This window comes from Variovorax sp. 20P10.2.4 (assembly GCF_058244205.1).
Window position 1 is genome coordinate 22,600 of the sequence record NZ_JBZAYE010000012.1, and the last position, 15,124, is coordinate 37,723.

12 protein-coding genes are annotated in these 15,124 nt (G+C 63.5%); 8 read left to right on the forward strand and 4 right to left on the reverse strand.

Annotated elements, in window-relative coordinates; genetic code table 11:
- Nucleotides 1–52 precede the first annotated feature (52 nt).
- On the forward strand, nt 53–991 hold the full coding sequence (locus tag AC27VN_RS02405; protein WP_490875511.1) for a LysR family transcriptional regulator: 939 nt from the start codon (nt 53–55) through the stop codon (nt 989–991).
- Between the two features lie 71 nt (nt 992–1,062).
- Here the strand turns inward: AC27VN_RS02405 and AC27VN_RS02410 are convergent, their stop codons facing one another.
- On the reverse strand, nt 1,063–1,473 hold the full coding sequence (locus tag AC27VN_RS02410) for a hypothetical protein (RefSeq protein WP_057594179.1): 411 nt from the start codon (nt 1,471–1,473) through the stop codon (nt 1,063–1,065).
- Nucleotides 1,474–1,633: 160 nt separating this feature from the next.
- Nucleotides 1,634–2,275, reverse strand: coding sequence for a hypothetical protein (locus AC27VN_RS02415; RefSeq protein ID WP_490875512.1), 642 nt, complete (start codon nt 2,273–2,275; stop codon nt 1,634–1,636).
- Between the two features lie 497 nt (nt 2,276–2,772).
- Between AC27VN_RS02415 and zorA the strand changes: the two genes are divergently transcribed.
- Genes zorA through AC27VN_RS02435 form a run of 4 tightly spaced genes read left to right on the forward strand, consistent with a single transcriptional unit; the run spans nt 2,773 to nt 11,006 of the window.
- Entirely contained in the window at nt 2,773–4,830 is a 2,058-nt protein-coding gene (zorA, locus tag AC27VN_RS02420) for an anti-phage ZorAB system protein ZorA (RefSeq protein ID WP_490875513.1), read from the forward strand.
- Between the two features lie 3 nt (nt 4,831–4,833).
- Nucleotides 4,834–5,544: an OmpA/MotB family protein gene (locus AC27VN_RS02425; RefSeq protein ID WP_490875514.1), complete on the forward strand. Its 711-nt coding sequence runs from the start codon at nt 4,834–4,836 to the stop codon at nt 5,542–5,544.
- Nucleotides 5,541–7,235 (forward strand): EH signature domain-containing protein, encoded by a 1,695-nt coding sequence (locus AC27VN_RS02430; protein WP_490875515.1) that lies wholly within the window; start codon nt 5,541–5,543, stop codon nt 7,233–7,235. The genes AC27VN_RS02425 and AC27VN_RS02430 overlap by 4 nt, the downstream gene beginning before the upstream one ends.
- A gap of 9 nt (nt 7,236–7,244) precedes the next feature.
- Nucleotides 7,245–11,006 (forward strand): SNF2-related protein, encoded by a 3,762-nt coding sequence (locus tag AC27VN_RS02435; RefSeq protein ID WP_490875516.1) that lies wholly within the window; start codon nt 7,245–7,247, stop codon nt 11,004–11,006.
- 299 nt (nt 11,007–11,305) lie between these two features.
- Here the strand turns inward: AC27VN_RS02435 and AC27VN_RS02440 are convergent, their stop codons facing one another.
- Together AC27VN_RS02440 and AC27VN_RS02445 are read right to left on the reverse strand one after the other, a co-directional pair.
- Nucleotides 11,306–11,725, reverse strand: coding sequence for a GNAT family N-acetyltransferase (locus tag AC27VN_RS02440; RefSeq protein WP_490875517.1), 420 nt, complete (start codon nt 11,723–11,725; stop codon nt 11,306–11,308).
- A gap of 75 nt (nt 11,726–11,800) precedes the next feature.
- Nucleotides 11,801–12,799, reverse strand: a complete 999-nt coding sequence (locus tag AC27VN_RS02445) for a quinone oxidoreductase family protein (protein WP_490875518.1) — start codon at nt 12,797–12,799, stop codon at nt 11,801–11,803.
- 86 nt (nt 12,800–12,885) lie between these two features.
- On the opposite strand from AC27VN_RS02445, the gene AC27VN_RS02450 reads away from it, so the two are divergent.
- From AC27VN_RS02450 to AC27VN_RS02460, 3 genes are all read left to right on the forward strand, one after another.
- Nucleotides 12,886–13,209 carry a 2Fe-2S iron-sulfur cluster-binding protein gene (locus tag AC27VN_RS02450; RefSeq protein WP_057594183.1) on the forward strand — a complete coding sequence of 108 codons (324 nt, stop codon included), beginning with the start codon at nt 12,886–12,888 and terminating at the stop codon, nt 13,207–13,209.
- A gap of 4 nt (nt 13,210–13,213) precedes the next feature.
- On the forward strand, nt 13,214–14,032 hold the full coding sequence (locus tag AC27VN_RS02455; RefSeq protein WP_395346642.1) for an SDR family NAD(P)-dependent oxidoreductase: 819 nt from the start codon (nt 13,214–13,216) through the stop codon (nt 14,030–14,032).
- On the forward strand, nt 14,029–15,124 hold a 1,096-nt coding region (locus AC27VN_RS02460), incomplete at its 3' end, for an MFS transporter (protein ID WP_490875519.1). The genes AC27VN_RS02455 and AC27VN_RS02460, both read left to right, overlap by 4 nt.

Sequence of the window (15,124 nt, forward strand, 5' to 3'; positions counted from 1 at the left end):
CAACTTTGAGAATTGGGCGGAAAATTGAATGAACTTCAAATCCAAGTGAAAGATGGCAACCGATCGATGGGGCGACATGCGCCTGTTCGCGGAGACGGCCTCGACGGGCAGCCTCTCCGCCGCCGGGCGCAAGCTGGGCTTGTCACCCGCGGCGGCGAGCGCCCGGCTGAAGAAGCTGGAGACGGCCTTGCGCGCGAAGCTGCTCGACCGCACGACCCGGCACCTGCGGCTGACCGAGGAAGGCCGGCTCTATCTGGCGCACTGCGAGGTCGCGCTGCAGAGCATCCATGAGGTGGAAGCCCTGCTGCGCGAGGGGCAGGGCATGGTGCAGGGCAAGGTCAGGATCTCGGCCTCCACCGACTTCGGGCGGCAGGTGCTCGATCGCTGGCTGGACATGTTCGCGAGCCTTCACCCCGGCGTCCGGGTGGCATTGACACTGACCGACTCGGTGTCGAACCTCCACCAGGACAACGTCGACCTCGCGATTCGTTTCGGGCAGACCGAGAGCAGCGCCCTGGTCGCACGGCGGCTGGCACCCAATTGCCGGGTGCTCTGCGCCTCGCCCGACTACCTGGAGCGCCACGGCACGCCACGCACACCCGAGGCGCTCGCGGGCCATCGCTTCATCGTGCTGGTGACCGCGGCCGGGCCGCTCAATGAATTCCACTTCGCGCGAGGCGGCGAGACCTGGCAGTACACGGTGCCGATGGCCGATGCATGGGAAACGAACGATGGAGGACTCGTGCGCGCCTGGACGCTGGCGGGACGAGGCATCGCGCGCAAGACGATCTGGGACGCGGCCGAGGATGTGCGGTGCGGCCGGCTTCGGATCCTGCTACCGGACTACGTGGCGAAGGAACCGGGTGTGTACGCGATACGGCATGCCACGCAGTACATGGTCCCGCGGGTGCGGGCGCTGCTGGACTTCCTGGCCGAGCAATTCGCGCAGGAAGCCGAGCGGATGCGGGATATCTGGCCCGGCGAACGCTAGGCCTGCAGCGGCTGCGAGCGACTGCGGCCACTGCAAGGCGCCCGCTCGCGCGGGCACCTTCATGGGCTTTCTCAGCCCTTCATGGCCTTGATGTCGGCCTTGGCCTTGTCGTGATCGGCCTTGGCCTGGTTCACGCAAGCGCTCTTGGCGTCGCCCGACTGGTCATCGCACTTTTCCTTGGCGACTTCGTAGGTGGCCGTGGCCTTCTCTTCGGCGACCTTCTTGGCGTGGCCGGCGGTGGGCTTGTATTGCTGTTCGAGTTCGGCCTTGGCCACGTTCTCCGTGCCCTTGGCCTGCTTCTCGCAGACGTCCTTGGCGTTGTCCTTCATCGTGTCGCACTGGGCCTTGGCGACCTTGTAGTCGGCCTCGATCTTTTCCTTGGCGACCTTGTACTGGTCCTTGGTCATGCCGTCGGCCGCGTTGGCTGCGCCCATGGCGAAGAAGCTCGATGCGATGGCGAGAACGAGAAGATGTTTTTTCATGAGAAGGCCCCTGTCTGGTTGAGTGTCTTTGTCACCGAGCCGCCCTGTGCGACTGCAGTGAATGCACTCTAGGAAAACAGGGGTGCCGAGCAGGTAGGACGACGGCGCTCGGGGGGCTAGGCAGACGCCACGGCTGCGCGCAAGCGCAGAGAGGGCGCGCTCAGTTCTGCACCGTGACCCACACGGCCCGCGGATCGCATTGCCGCGCGCATGCGAACACGTAGACCTCGTTGCCCAGAAAGAGCACATAGCCTCGGGCCGAAGAACCGTCGGGCTGCTCGGGGGCATCGGGCAGCTTGAGAAACTGGAAGCTGTCGCTGACCTGGCACACGAATTCCATCGCCGAGCCGCAGGAGCAAGTGAAGCGTTCTTCGTCCTGCACCCACTCGGGCTCGCCACCCACCGCGATGCGGTAGTACTCGTCGGCGGGCGCATCGACCATCACGAGTTCGGCGGTCTGTAGAACGGGGGGACTGGGCACGCGATGCATGGCCCGCGGCTTCTCGAGCGATGCGAACCAGTGGCCTTCGCCCTGGTCCCAGTAGGCCGGCGGCAACGCCTCGAAGGACTCGAAGCTCGGGATCTCGTTGTGCTCGGGGCACATCAGCACCGACAGCCGGCTTCCGTCGACAAACGGCAGCTCGGCCGCACGAGGCAGCGTGAACTGAAGGAAGGGAATCATCTGCCGGTCGCACCGGGTGCAACACGGCAGGCCCTTGCCCTCGGGCGCCAGATAGGCACCGCCCACGGAGTCCTGCGGAGATTCGCTGTCGAAGCGCAGGTTGAAGAATTTCTTCGGCACGTCTGTTTCCCTTGTCTTGTCGACGATCGGCCATCAAACGGTTTGGCGCGTCGAAGAAATGCGCAACCGGCGAAGGAAGCATGTGTCCTTCTATGTAGTCCGAGGCGGCCAGTCAAGTCAACTCATCGTCCGCAAACAAGGGGCCGCGTCCTGTGTTGCCTCGAACTGCAATGCTTGGACTGCCCCGGGGCTCGGGTTTCTCCTTAAGCGCCGAAGGGCGATTCATGAAGAATCTACCTTTCTGAAACGTTTGTATACATGTATGGTATAGCTCTATACAAGAAAAGAGTTGCTATGTCCGAGGGAAAAAACGTCTCCGTGAGCTTTCGTGTGTCGCCCCGCTTCAAGCGTCTGCTGGAATCGGCGGCTGCCCGTGAGCGACGGTCGCAGACCAGTATGCTCGAAACACTGCTCTTCGCGTACTGCGAAGTACACGGGCTCGAGCCAGCGTGTGTGGGAGGAACCGAGAAAAAGGCACTGGTGGGGGGGCTCTCCAAGTGAACTACCAATCCCTCCTGACGGCTACTCCGACTCCGGTCCTTGCCACCGGCGGCGTGCTCGCCGTGCTAATCCTCATTTTTTTCCTCGTCTTCCTCGCGCCAGGCGTACTGCACTGGCTTCGACTGTCGTCAATACAGCGGCGCATCGAGAAATTTGGGTCGAAGAACTTCGCCTCCGAGTTCAAGAAAGTCTTCGCTAAGGACAAGCGCCTCTCGCACCTCTGGAAGGAGTATCAGGACTCTCTCCATATTCAACGCGAAGAGCGTGACGGCCAGCTCACGACTGTTGCCATTCGCGCGACCGTTCCGTCTGAGCTTTACTTCAACAGCCAGTTTGTTGTCGACAGCCGACTACGCACGGAATTTTTCAAGCATCTGCCTGGCCTGTTCACTGGCATTGGCATCATTGGCACATTCAGCGGCCTCATCGAGGGTCTGCGCGTCTTCCAGGTGAGTGAGAACGCGGCCACGGTTCGAGCCAGCCTTGAGTCGCTGATGCACTCGGTGGGCGAAGCTTTTCTAATTTCGGCAGCGGCCATCGCAGCGGCCATGGTCGTCACGTTTGTCGAGAAGCTGTTGTTGGCATCCCTGTACCGTCGCACGGAAGAGATTGCGCACTCAATCGACGCCCGCTTCGATTCGGGCGCAGGCGAGGAGTATCTGTCGCGCTTGGTGCGGGCTTCGGAGGACTCGGCAAGCCAGTCGAAAATCCTGAAGGACGCTTTGGTCAAGGAGTTGGGCGAACTGCTTCGTGAACTCACCACCGCACAAATCACCTCCGCGAAGGAGTCGCAGCTTTTCCTTTCCGAGCGCCTCACTCAGACCTCCAAAGAGCAAGTAGAAGCGACCCGACAGGACAACCAAGCGCTGGGCGTCACCATCGCCGAGAGCATCCAGCAGAGCTTGCAGGGTCCGCTGCAGGACATCGCCAACACCGTGAAGTCGGCCAGCGGCGACCAGAGCGCCAACGCCGCCCGGATGCTGCAAGACGTCATGGCCAGTTTCAGCCAGCGCTTGAACGACCTGTTCGGCGGACAGATTTCCGGACTCAGCGACCTCAATCAGCAGACGGCGAAGAGCATTCAGGAGGCCGTGGGAACCCTGCAAACACTCGTCTCCAACATCGAAGAGTCGAGCCGCCGCTCCACTGACGCGATGGCTGAGCGGATGGCACAAGCCATCGAAAAGATGGAAGCCCGGCAGGAGGCGATGAATGCGCAATCGACCGCGTTCGTCGAACAAATCCGCCAGTTGGTCGCATCGTCGCAATCCGAGACAAACACCAAGCTGCAGGCCACTTTGGAGACCATCGGCACCCAGATCGCCGGCATGCTGGCCACGCTCAGCGAGTCGCAGGCGCAGGTCTTCGAGGGCAATCGCTCACGCGAGCAGTCAATGACGGACCGGGCGAAGAGCGCTGTTAGCAGCATGTCTGAATCCGTCGAGGCGGCCATCAAAGAGATGAGCACCGCTTCCGCGCAGATGGCCCAGAACGTCGCGGTGCTTACCCGGACCACCAGTTCCTCCGTCGACAAGATGAACGCGGGCGCAGAGCAACTTGGTACGGCGTCCCGCAACTTCGCGGCTGCCGGCGAACGAGTCACCAGCGTTATGGGGCAGGCGGCCGACGTGACGGCAAAGCTGTCCGAGACATCTGGCGCCTTGACATCGGGCTCAGTTGCGCTTCAAGAGCTTCTTCGCGACTACAAAACGCAGCGGGACGCCATTGGTCAGCTGGTCTCCGAGCTGCGTGCAACGGTGGAGCTTGCTCGCAAGGAAGCATCCCTCACCGGCGACGTCCTCGCTCGCATCGAGAGCTCTGCAACCCGGCTGGGCGCGGCGCAGAAGCAAGCTGACGACTACTTGGCTGGCGTGAGCCGTGTGCTCGGCGAGGCGCACACGACGTTCGCCACCGAGGTGAAGCGAACCCTCGAGAAGGCCAACACTGAGTTCCACAACAAGTTGAGCGGTGCCGTGGGCCTGCTGTCGTCCGGCGTGCAGGAGCTTGAGGTGACGCTCGCAGCCATGGGCAACATGAAACCGGCGCGGGTATAACCAATGATTGGCGCCAAGATAGTTCTCAAGCGCGGAGGCCGAGACGAGGCTGAGAAGCCGTTCTGGATCTCGTTCGCTGACCTCATGACCGCGCTCATGGTGCTGTTCCTCGTGGTGATGGGCGTGGCTCTGCTTGCGGTCACGAAGAACGTCACCGAGCGCGAGAAAGCAGAAGAGCAGCACCGCAAAGACATCGAACTCATCCTTGAGCGCTTCACCGAAGCTGCCAAGCGGTACGACGGCATCAAGGTCGACAAGGAGCGGCGCGTCATCGACTTCGGCGACCGCGCCCGATTCGCCTTCGGCAAGTCCAATCTCGCAGCTGACCAGGAAAGCGTGCTGCGGCAGTTCGTCCCGGAGATTCTCACGCTGGCGAACGACGACCTGGGAAAGAAGGTACTGAAGCGCGTGGTCGTCGAGGGCTACACCGACAAGACCGGCTCCTACCTGAGCAACCTGAATCTCAGTCTCCAGCGTAGCCAGCGTGTCCTGTGCACGATGTTCGCCATGGGTGGCGCCAACTTGCTCTCGGACCAGCAGAAGGAAGACGTCCGAAGCCTGTTCCTGGTCGGCGGGTATTCGTTCAACGCCGCCAAGGACACCGACGAAGAAAGTCGGCGCGTCGAGATGCGCATGGAGTTCCTCGGCATGGGCGAGCACCGAGCTTCGGCGATGCCCTTATCGGGAAACTTTGGCGAGTGTGCTCTGCGATGAACCCGCTTGACCACCTCGCATCACTGCTGCGCCCCGGCACCGAGGAAGGCGCACGGGCGATGGCTGTGTCGTCGAACATCGACACCTTGCTGACGCGGATGCAGGAGTACGCCAAAGGAAACAGGGGCCGGGCGCTCTCCGAGGACCTGCAACTGGAAGCGGTTCGGCGCTTCTGGCAAAACCAGGAAGTTACATCGTTCCGTGACGCATACCTGCTGTCTTGGGGCCTGTGTCTGCCGCACCGGCCAAGCGGCCCCTGCGTGCTTGAAGACCGGCCTCGCTTCCAAGCGGTTCTGGACGGCGTAGACGGCTGGTCGGTGCGCCCGAGTGCGTTCCGTCGCTGCTATCAAGGCTTGGTAAAGAGCTACTTCACCTACGATGCACTGGGCGAGTCGGCTCCTCAGGCAGCGCGACATAACTGGAAGATGCTGCGGGACTACCTTCGCGACAAGAATGGCCTCATCCGCGACAAGCAGGCCAATCCCGACTGGGTTGCGACTGCCATCGGCAATCAGCAGCTGTTCGGCGAACGGCCTTGCGACCCGTACGTCGATGGCCTTTTGAAGGGAGATGTCGGTGCAATCGACCGTCTCTGCGAAGAACTCGGTATCGCCAAGGCCTCCTGGTTCCTGCGAGAACTGGTTCTCGCGCAAATCCGAGGCGCCACGCAGCTCGGCAACGCACAGTTCCAAGCTCTCGTGCCGCGGCTGCTTGAACTCCTTGCCAACAACGATGTGCTGAGGGACCGCGGCCTAATCATGCTGCTCGACCGCTACGTGAAAGTGCCGGGCACACATCTTCACCAGGGGCTTCGGGACTCGTCCGTGCTTTGGTGGGGCAACCCATGGCTCCCGTCGAACGAAACTCGCTGGGGCGGTGTTGTCCCAGAAGCGCGGGCGATGGTCGCGGACTGGCTAAAGCTGGAATTCATCGAAACATTTTTCACCAAGCTTGCTCAGGACGGAGTCGGTGACCGTCGACGCATGGAATTCTGGAAGAGATACGTCAAGTCAATATCGCACATCGAGTTCGCGCTTGGCTCGACGGCCCGCAACGACGATGACCCTGACTTCGTCGTGCTGCGCGAGAAGATGAAGGGGCTCATTCGATACCTCGACACGTCAGGCAATAACAACGCGTTCATCATGAACATCGGCAATCTTGTCGCAGTCGAGTTCGGCAGCATGGGCAACGCCTTCTACGGGTATGACTCCCGCGCACCTCGCCTGTTCGACACGGCCAAGCCGCTTCGCCTGGCTGTGAATGCTCGGAATTCCTTGAAACATGATGCGCACATCCTGAAGATGAGCCACCAAGATGGCATCCACAACTGGGACAAGTGGGAGCACATGTTCGAGGCGACGCTGCGCAAGGAGTTCGACGTCGAACCCGGCGCGGTCGCGTCACGCGTCACCAGAGTGCCGGTGCCTGCGCGTGCTTTTCCACCCACCTCGCGCGTACTGGAGGACCGAGAACGCAGTGTCGCGTACAGCGCGGCTGCCGATCTTTCGCAGCAGTACACGCGGTCGGCGCTTGACAAGTTCGCAAGCCGGCAAGGCCTGCAGGTTGAAGACAAGACGCCTCAAGGCGGAAGCCTTTGGGTGCGTACGGACGCGACCTACGAACCCATCACAAGAATGCTTACCCAATGGGGCTTTCAACATAAGCCTGGCAAGGGCTGGTGGAAGTAAGGGAGAGAAATGTTCCATTTTTTTAAGAAGAGTGGTGTTGGCACAGATGCGGACTGGCGACGACGCTGGTCGCCGGCGGGGGTGGTCTTGTCGCGCGGAGCTGGGCAAGGCGGCGTGCCGCTTCTGGACTCCATGGTCGGTGGCTTTCTGACGCAGCTGTCCGACGATGGCTTAGCCATTGAGACGCCAGACGGCTATGTGCTGGGCTGGGACGCGCTCTTCTCGGCAACGTCGCAACCAGCGTATGCCTCGCTCCCGGAAGTGCTTTCGCTTCCGCGCGCGACTGAGGCCAAGCCATCTCTCCGGAGCACCAACTCGCTCACCGACGAGGATTTTTCAGTCGCCATCTCTGGCTGGCACAGTGAAGACGGAGCCGCGTTCGACTGGGAGCTCATGGGTCCACTCATGACCCGCGACGACCATGCGGAGCTGATGCGCCCCGAGCACTGGAAGCTCTTCAAGGAGGTCGTCAGCTTCGCTCGGCGACCGGCCGAAGAGCACAACGACTTGGCGCACCGCCAAGCGTGGGGCCGGATACGGAAGCTCGCCTTGGATGCAGGTGCCCGTCTGGATGATTTTCTCTACCGCTCTGTCGTCCTGACGCCGGAGAAGCTCGAGATTGGCTTGCGCCGTTCGGCCAATGTCGGCGACGACCATGTAGTCGAAATCGAACCTGGTTTCGAGGGCGCTCCCGCCGATTGGCTAGAGGCATTCGACCGCAGCCGCGAGGTCAAGGACCGCTACGACATCGTCACCATGGAGGGCATCGTCCAGGTTCTAGTCACGCCGAAGGTCCGCACTGTCCTGCAGGAAATCAAACGCCTGGAGGCCCGGCGAGTCGCCGGCACGCGTGCACAGGCGTTTCTGCTGAACCCGTACGCCACCCTTGGTGACGACGCTGTTGACGTCATCGTCGAGTCGCAGTTCGAGAAGGCACGCGAGGATGCCGGACTCTCCTACGAGAGGTTCACGCCCACCTACGAACGCGATGCCTCTGGCTACCCTCTACGCGTTGGTCTGCTCATAGAGACGGCAAGTTCTGCTGGCCTTTCGACGTCGGAAACGCAATGGCTTGACGACACAGCGCTCAGCTCCTTCATTCGTGCTCTGCACAAGGCGCTTGCCCTCAACTACCAGCTCGTCGCTTGGCAAGGCTATGACCTCGAGATGCAGGGCGACGCGCAACGCCACCATGACGAGCTCAGGGCGGCTCTTGAGCGGAGGCTTGCACCCCCAACCCTTGTCTCCTATGCGCAGGTTCATGACCTGAGTGGCTATAGCTCTCGGATTGAAGGCATCGGAGTCGAGAAGCCGTACCACTCGCCCTACATCGCCAAGAAGAATGAAGATGAGGGATGGTTCCCCGAGAACGTCTTGCCAGTGGTGGTCTACCAGCCTGCCGGGGCAGCGGAGCCTATCGCCGTACCCACCAGCCAGGCGGCTATCGAGCAGCTTAAGAAGTCGGTCAAGGCTGCACAGGCTGCCGGTGAGACCACTGTGGATGTGTCTGGACTGCCTCAGTCGGTAACAGTCGACGAGGCCGTAGTCATCATCGAAACGTTCAAGAAAGTCTTCGCCGATCTCGAGACCGGCAGCTTCGACCCTGCCAAGCAACACAAGCCGGCGAAGAACGCTACGGTCGGGTCGAAGAAGCAGCTTGTTCTGCGGGCCAACATCCAATCGCTGGAGTACGAAGAGCTTCGGCGCGAGGCTCTTGAGTCCGTGCCGACGGAGCCGAGGATGCCAAAGGGCATCCGCCCAGAGTTCTCGCTGATGCCGCACCAGCGCGCCGGCCTGGCGTGGATGCAACACCTCTACAGCCTGCAGACCGACTACCAGGTTCGCGGCGCCGTGCTCGGCGACGATATGGGACTTGGAAAAACCTTCCAACTATTGGCCTTGATGGCATACCTCATCGAGTGCAACCCGAACATCGAACCGATGCTGGTGGTGGCGCCGGTCTCGTTGCTCGAAAACTGGGCGGACGAGGCGAACAAGTTCTTCCAGGAAGGAGCGCTCCCGCTGCTTACTGCGTACGGCGAGAAGCTTTCGACACTGCGCGTGCCTCGAGCCCAAGTTGACCAGCGTTTGCAGGCCGACGACGGCCTAGTCAAGTTCCTCCGCCCGAACTGGGTGGGCAAAGCCAAGCTGGTCCTCACCACCTACGAAACGCTACGGGATCTCGAGTTTTCCTTTGCCGCCCAAAAGTGGTCGCTGATGGTCTGCGACGAAGCACAGCGCATCAAGAACCCCGCGGCCATGGTCACACGTGCCGCCAAGAAGCAGAACGTCGCCTTCAAGATTGCCTGCACGGGCACGCCGGTCGAGAACACCTTGGCCGACATGTGGTGTCTCTTCGACTACATACAGCCAGGCCTACTCGGAGCGCTGAACGACTTCGGGCAAAGATACCGGAAGCCTATTGAGGCGAAGACCGACGAAGAGAAGGCCCGAGTGGAGGAACTGCGTGCGCGCATTGCTCCCCAAATCCTGCGACGTATGAAGGCGGAGGTCGTCACGGACCTGCCGAAGAAAATCGTAGTGGAGGCCTGCCGCAAGTTGCCCCTGTCGAACGCACAGCGCAACCTGTACGCCAAGGCGATCGAAAGCTTCAAAAAGCGTGGCGACCCCAACCACTCGACCCCGTTCAAGAACCACCTCGGGCTCTTGCACTATTTGCGCCTGGTATGCACGGACCCTAGACCGCATGGGTTGAGCGTCTTTAAACCGGAGCCTATAAAACAGTACCGGGATAAGGCGCCGAAGCTCGACTGGCTCTTGACGCAGCTGAAGCTCATCCAGAAGCAGGGCGAGAAGGTCATCGTCTTCTGTGAGTTCCGGGAAATCCAGCGACTTTTGCAGCACTACATCGAGGCCGAGCTCGGCTTCAAGCCCGACATCATCAACGGGGACACTAGCGCATCGGCCAGCCACACGGCAAGCCGCCAAAAGCGCATCAAGGCCTTCCAGTCCCTGAATGGCTTTAGCGTCCTCATCCTGTCTCCGGTGGCGGTGGGTTTTGGTGTGAATATCCAGGCCGCAAACCACGTTGTCCACTACACCCGTACTTGGAACCCTGCCAAAGAGGACCAAGCGACAGACCGGGCCTACCGCATCGGGCAGAAGAAGGACGTGTACGTTTACTACCCGGTCGTCTGCGCCAACGATTTCATGACGTTCGACGTCAAACTGGACCTGCTGCTTGCCTACAAGCGTGGACTCGCAGAAGACATGCTCAACGGGTCGGGGGATGTGAGCCCGGGCGATTTCAACATAGCTGACGTCGTTCCGGCAGTAGACGCCAAGGACATCGACGAGCGTATCAGCCTCGACATGGCGCTGCGCATGGGATGGCAGCACTTCGAGTGCCTCGCTGGCGTGTTGTGGACCAAGCGCGGATACGACTGCTATCGAACGCCTGGCAGCAACGACAACGGCGTGGACGTCGTCGCTTTGGCCGTGGGCAAAGGCCAGCTTGTGCAGGCAAAGACGAGTGGCACCGACGGGGCTGCGTTGAACTGGGATGCAGTCAAGGAGGTCGTGGGCGGTGAAGCGTTCTACAAGCGTCGGCACCCGTCCATTGAGTTCGACAAAGTCTGCATCACGAATCAGTTCTTCAACCGCCAGGCTCATGAGAACGCGGCGCTAAATTCGGTGGAACTGCTCGACCAGACGCACCTGGCCGGACTTCTCGAACGCCACGCCGTCACGATGCTTGAGGTCGAGAAGATGCTCTACGCCGAGTGGCAGGAACCTGGCATGAATGCATGAACTACCTCCTGCCAGTACAAATTTTTTCCGCACCCTCTATGGGAAACAGATAGCAGCCGTGACGAATATTCGAGCCTGGGGAGGCCGTATCGGACGACGCAGCTCAGTTCGAGCCAACATACGCGCCGTCCTGTCGCCACGAATAGTGAACATACTAGCGGACCGGCCCGTCGCCTCTCTGCCAATAGCTTTCCGCGCGCGACCTGCGCGTTGAGCCGCCTCGAAAAATTTCTTCCAGAAAGTTTGCAGACCGCTTAGCTACCGCGCACGACCAAGCCGATGTGATTAATGGGCGGCCGCTAGCTAGGCCTACGGAGAAGGTTCGGCACCTTGAACAAAACCGTCATCTCGGTCCGGGGCCTGCGATAGCCACATGCCTCGAAAAACCGCTTGGCTTCGCCCAGCGCCTTCACGTAGATCGGGATGCCGGGAAACTCGGCCTCGACCGTACGCAGCAGGGCTCGTCCGATGCCGGAGCTCCGTGCCGAAGGATGCACGAGCAGTTCACCCAGCATGGTGCTGAATGCGCCATCGCTGAACGCCGAGACATAGCCGAGAAGCATCCCCTCTTCAGAACGTGCATGGGCAATCAACGGATAGGCCCGGCTCGTACTGGCAAACGCCGCTTCGTCGTACCCCGAGCCCCACCCCACCGATTCCATCAGGGCACCAAACTCCTGCCACGTCACCGTTCGATCGGTCGAAACCTTGTAGTTCATGAAAGGAGAATACCGCCGCGTCGATGCGGCAAAGCGCTGCGCGAGGCTTCGACAAGCTCAGCCCGGACGATCACTTCACGGAATCAACAACACCGACCCCACCGTCCTCCCCTGCTCCACATCCGCATGCGCCAGCGCCGCGTCGGCCAGCGCATAGGTCCGGCTCACCTCGACCTTCAGCGCGCCGCTGCGCACCAGGTCGAACAGCTCTCCGCAGGCCTGGGCCCGAGTCTCCGGCGTGATGGCGTGGAAGCCGAAGCCCGGCCGGTGCAGCGCGAGGCAGCCCTTCTGCGCCAGCAGCATCAGGTCGAAGGGCGGCACGGGGCCTGAGGCATTTCCGTAATTCACCACGGCACCGAAAGGCCGCATGCAGTCGAAGGAAGGAATGAAGGTGTCCTTGCCGACGCCATCGAACACTGCTGCCAGGCCCTGCGGCGCGAGCTGCTTCGTGGCGGCCACGAAGTCCTCCTGGCGGTAGAGGATGGTGTGGTCGCAGCCGTGCGCGCGCGCGAACTCGGCCTTGGCCTGCGAACCGACGGTGCCGATCACGGTGGCGCCCAGGTGCCGGCTCCATTGCGCGAGCAGGCTGCCGACGCCGCTCGCGGCGGCATGCACGAGGATGGTGTCGCCGGGCTGTGGCCGATGGCAGCGGTGGATGACCACCGAGGCGGTCAGTCCCTTGAGCAGCATGGCGGCCGCCTGGCGGTCGTCGATGTCGTCGGGCAGGCGCACCAGGCAGTCGGCCGGCAGGTTGCGCGCCTCGGCATAGGCGCCGGTGTCCTGGAAGAACAGGCCGCCGGTGCCGGCATAGGCCACGCGGTCGCCCGCGCGCCATTCGGTGACCTCTGCACCCACCGCCTCCACCACGCCGGCGGCCTCGTTGCCGAGGATGACGGGGAAGCGCGGCCCGCGGCCGAGGTAGAAGCCGCCGTTGCGCACGTTGATGTCGGAGAAGTTGAGGCCGATGGCGGTGTGGCGCACGCGCACCTGGCGCGGCGCGGGCGGCGGCAGTTCGAGGTTCAGGGCTTCGAGGACCTCGGGCCCGCCGTGGCGATGGATGGCGATGGATTGCATGCCGCGAGTGTGCGCAGGAGTGCCGCGCCGCGCCCGTCCCCTCCGAGGGGACTGACACCGGGACGCCCGCACACGACAGTGGCGCCATGACCAAGGCCACCTTCATCTGCGCCGACGGCGCCCGCCGCGACGTCGACGTTCCCGTCGGCACCAACCTCATGCGCGCCGCCTGCGACCACGGCATCGACGAGATCGTCGGCGATTGCGGCGGCTCGCTCAGTTGCGCCACCTGCCATGTCTTCGTGGAAGACGGCCCCGCGGACGCACTGCCCGCCATGGCCTCGACCGAGGACCAGATGCTCGACTACACGGCCGCGCCGCGCCAGGCCACGAGCCGTCTCTCGTGCCAGCTCGTGATGAGCGCGGCGCTCGACGGCCTGGTGCTGCGCATCGCCAACCCGCAGGTCTGACGCCATGACCGCGAACTGGCTGCAACTGGAAGACAAGGTCTGCGTGGTCACCGGCGCGGCCGGCGGCATCGGCATCGAGATCGCGCGCGAGCTCGCGTCGGTGGGCGCCAAGGTGGCGCTGCTCGACCGCGACGAGGCGGGTGCGGCGCGCGCCGCGGCCGACATCGCGGAAAGCGGCGCACGCGCGATCGCGCTGGGCTGCGACATCACCGACAAGGCCGACGTGGAACGCGCCGCGGCAGCGGTGGAGCGCGAGCTCGGGCGTTGCGACGTGCTGGTGAACAACGCGGCCACGATCTACGCCGCGGCGCTGATGGACATCGACATCGAGCGCTGGCACCGGCTGATGGCGGTGAACCTCGACGGCTTCCTGCTGTGCGCGCAGGCCTTCGGCCGCCAGATGATCGCCGCGGGCGGCGGCAGCATGGTGCACGTGGCCTCGATCTCGGGCCGCGTGCCGCAGCCCTACAGCGGGCCCTACAGCATCAGCAAGGCGGGCGTGAAGATGCTGTCGCAGCTGCTGGCGGTGGAGCTCGGCGAGCACCGCATCCGCAGCAACGTGGTGAGCCCGGCGATGGTGCGCACGCCGCTCACCGAGGGCATCTACACCCAGCCCGAGGTGCTCGCGAAGCGCGAGGCGATCGTGCCGGCCGGGCGCATCAGCGGACCGAAGGACATCGCCGAGGTGGTGGCCTTCCTGGCCAGCCCGCGCTCGGGCTACGTGAACGGGCAGGACCTGCTGGTCGACGGCGGCCTCAGCACCGCCTGGCTGTCGCTGATTCCCCGCCCCGGTTTCGAGAAGCAGGACGCGCAGGCCCGATGACCCGCGTGCGGCCCGGTGGCCTGGCGGCGTTGGCCACGGTGCACTGCTGCAGCAGCGCGATGATGCGCGTCTGCGACCCGATGCTGCCCGCGCTGGCGCAGAGCTTCGGCGTCACCACCGGCCGCGCGGCGCTCACGGTGTCGGTCTACGCGGTGGCCTATGGGCTGCTGCAGCTGCTGTTCGGCCCGCTCGGCGACCGCTTCGGCAAGCGCCGCACCATCGGCTTCGCGGCGCTGGGCTGCGTGGCCGGCAACCTGCTGGCGCTGGTGGCGATGAGCCTCGAGATGCTGGTGGTGGCGCGCTTCCTCGCCGGCGCCGCGGCGGCCGGCATCATCGCGCTGGTGCTGGCCTGGGTCGGCGACACCGTGCCCTATGCCGAGCGGCAGCCGGTGCTGGCGCGCTTCCTGATGCTGTCGCTGGGCGGCATGATCGCCGGGCAGTGGGTGTCGGGCGTGCTCACCGAATGGCTGGGCTGGCGCGCGGTGTTCGCACTGCTGGCCGTGGTGTTCTGCGTCGGCGGCCTCGCGATCAGCCTGAACCGCGAGGTGCGCGCCGAGCCGGTGCGCGCGCCCTCCGGTCACGGCCACGGGCACCTGCGCGACATCCTGCGCGTGCTGGCCGAGCCCTGGGCGCGCTGGATGCTGCTGGTGGTGATGGCCGAGGGCGCCTTCGCCTTCTCGGGCCTGGCCTTCCTGCCGGCCTTCCTGGTGCGCGAATACGGCCTCGGGCTCTCGAGCGCGGCGGGCGTGGTGGCGCTCTATGGCGTGGGCGGCTTCTTCTATGCCTTCGCGGCGCGCCGGCTGCTGGCGGTGTTCGGCGAAGGCGGGCTGGTGCTGGGCGGCGGCATCGCGCTGGGCCTGGGCTGGCTGGCGCTCGCACTCGGCCAGCACTGGGTGCTGGCGCTGCCGGCCTGCCTGGTGGCGGGCCTGGGCTTCTACGCGCTGCACGGCACGCTGCAGACCCATGCCACGCAGATGGTGCCCGCGCTGCGCGGCACCGCGGTGAGCCTGTTCGCCTCCACCATGTTCCTCGGCATCGCGCTCGGCGTGGCCGTGGCTTCGGCGGCGGTGGACCGCATCGGCACGCGGCCGG

What these genes read in the sequence shown, in the direction of transcription:
- AC27VN_RS02405 (WP_490875511.1), top strand. Translation starts at nt 53, where the DNA reads ATGGCAACCGATCGATGGGGCGACATGCGCCTGTTCGCGGAGACGGCC.
- AC27VN_RS02410 (WP_057594179.1), bottom strand. Translation starts at nt 1,473, where the DNA reads ATGAAAAAACATCTTCTCGTTCTCGCCATCGCATCGAGCTTCTTCGCC.
- AC27VN_RS02425 (WP_490875514.1), top strand. Translation starts at nt 4,834, where the DNA reads ATGATTGGCGCCAAGATAGTTCTCAAGCGCGGAGGCCGAGACGAGGCT.
- AC27VN_RS02430 (WP_490875515.1), top strand. Translation starts at nt 5,541, where the DNA reads ATGAACCCGCTTGACCACCTCGCATCACTGCTGCGCCCCGGCACCGAG.
- AC27VN_RS02435 (WP_490875516.1), top strand. Translation starts at nt 7,245, where the DNA reads ATGTTCCATTTTTTTAAGAAGAGTGGTGTTGGCACAGATGCGGACTGG.
- AC27VN_RS02440 (WP_490875517.1), bottom strand. Translation starts at nt 11,725, where the DNA reads ATGAACTACAAGGTTTCGACCGATCGAACGGTGACGTGGCAGGAGTTT.
- AC27VN_RS02445 (WP_490875518.1), bottom strand. Translation starts at nt 12,799, where the DNA reads ATGCAATCCATCGCCATCCATCGCCACGGCGGGCCCGAGGTCCTCGAA.
- AC27VN_RS02450 (WP_057594183.1), top strand. Translation starts at nt 12,886, where the DNA reads ATGACCAAGGCCACCTTCATCTGCGCCGACGGCGCCCGCCGCGACGTC.
- AC27VN_RS02455 (WP_395346642.1), top strand. Translation starts at nt 13,214, where the DNA reads ATGACCGCGAACTGGCTGCAACTGGAAGACAAGGTCTGCGTGGTCACC.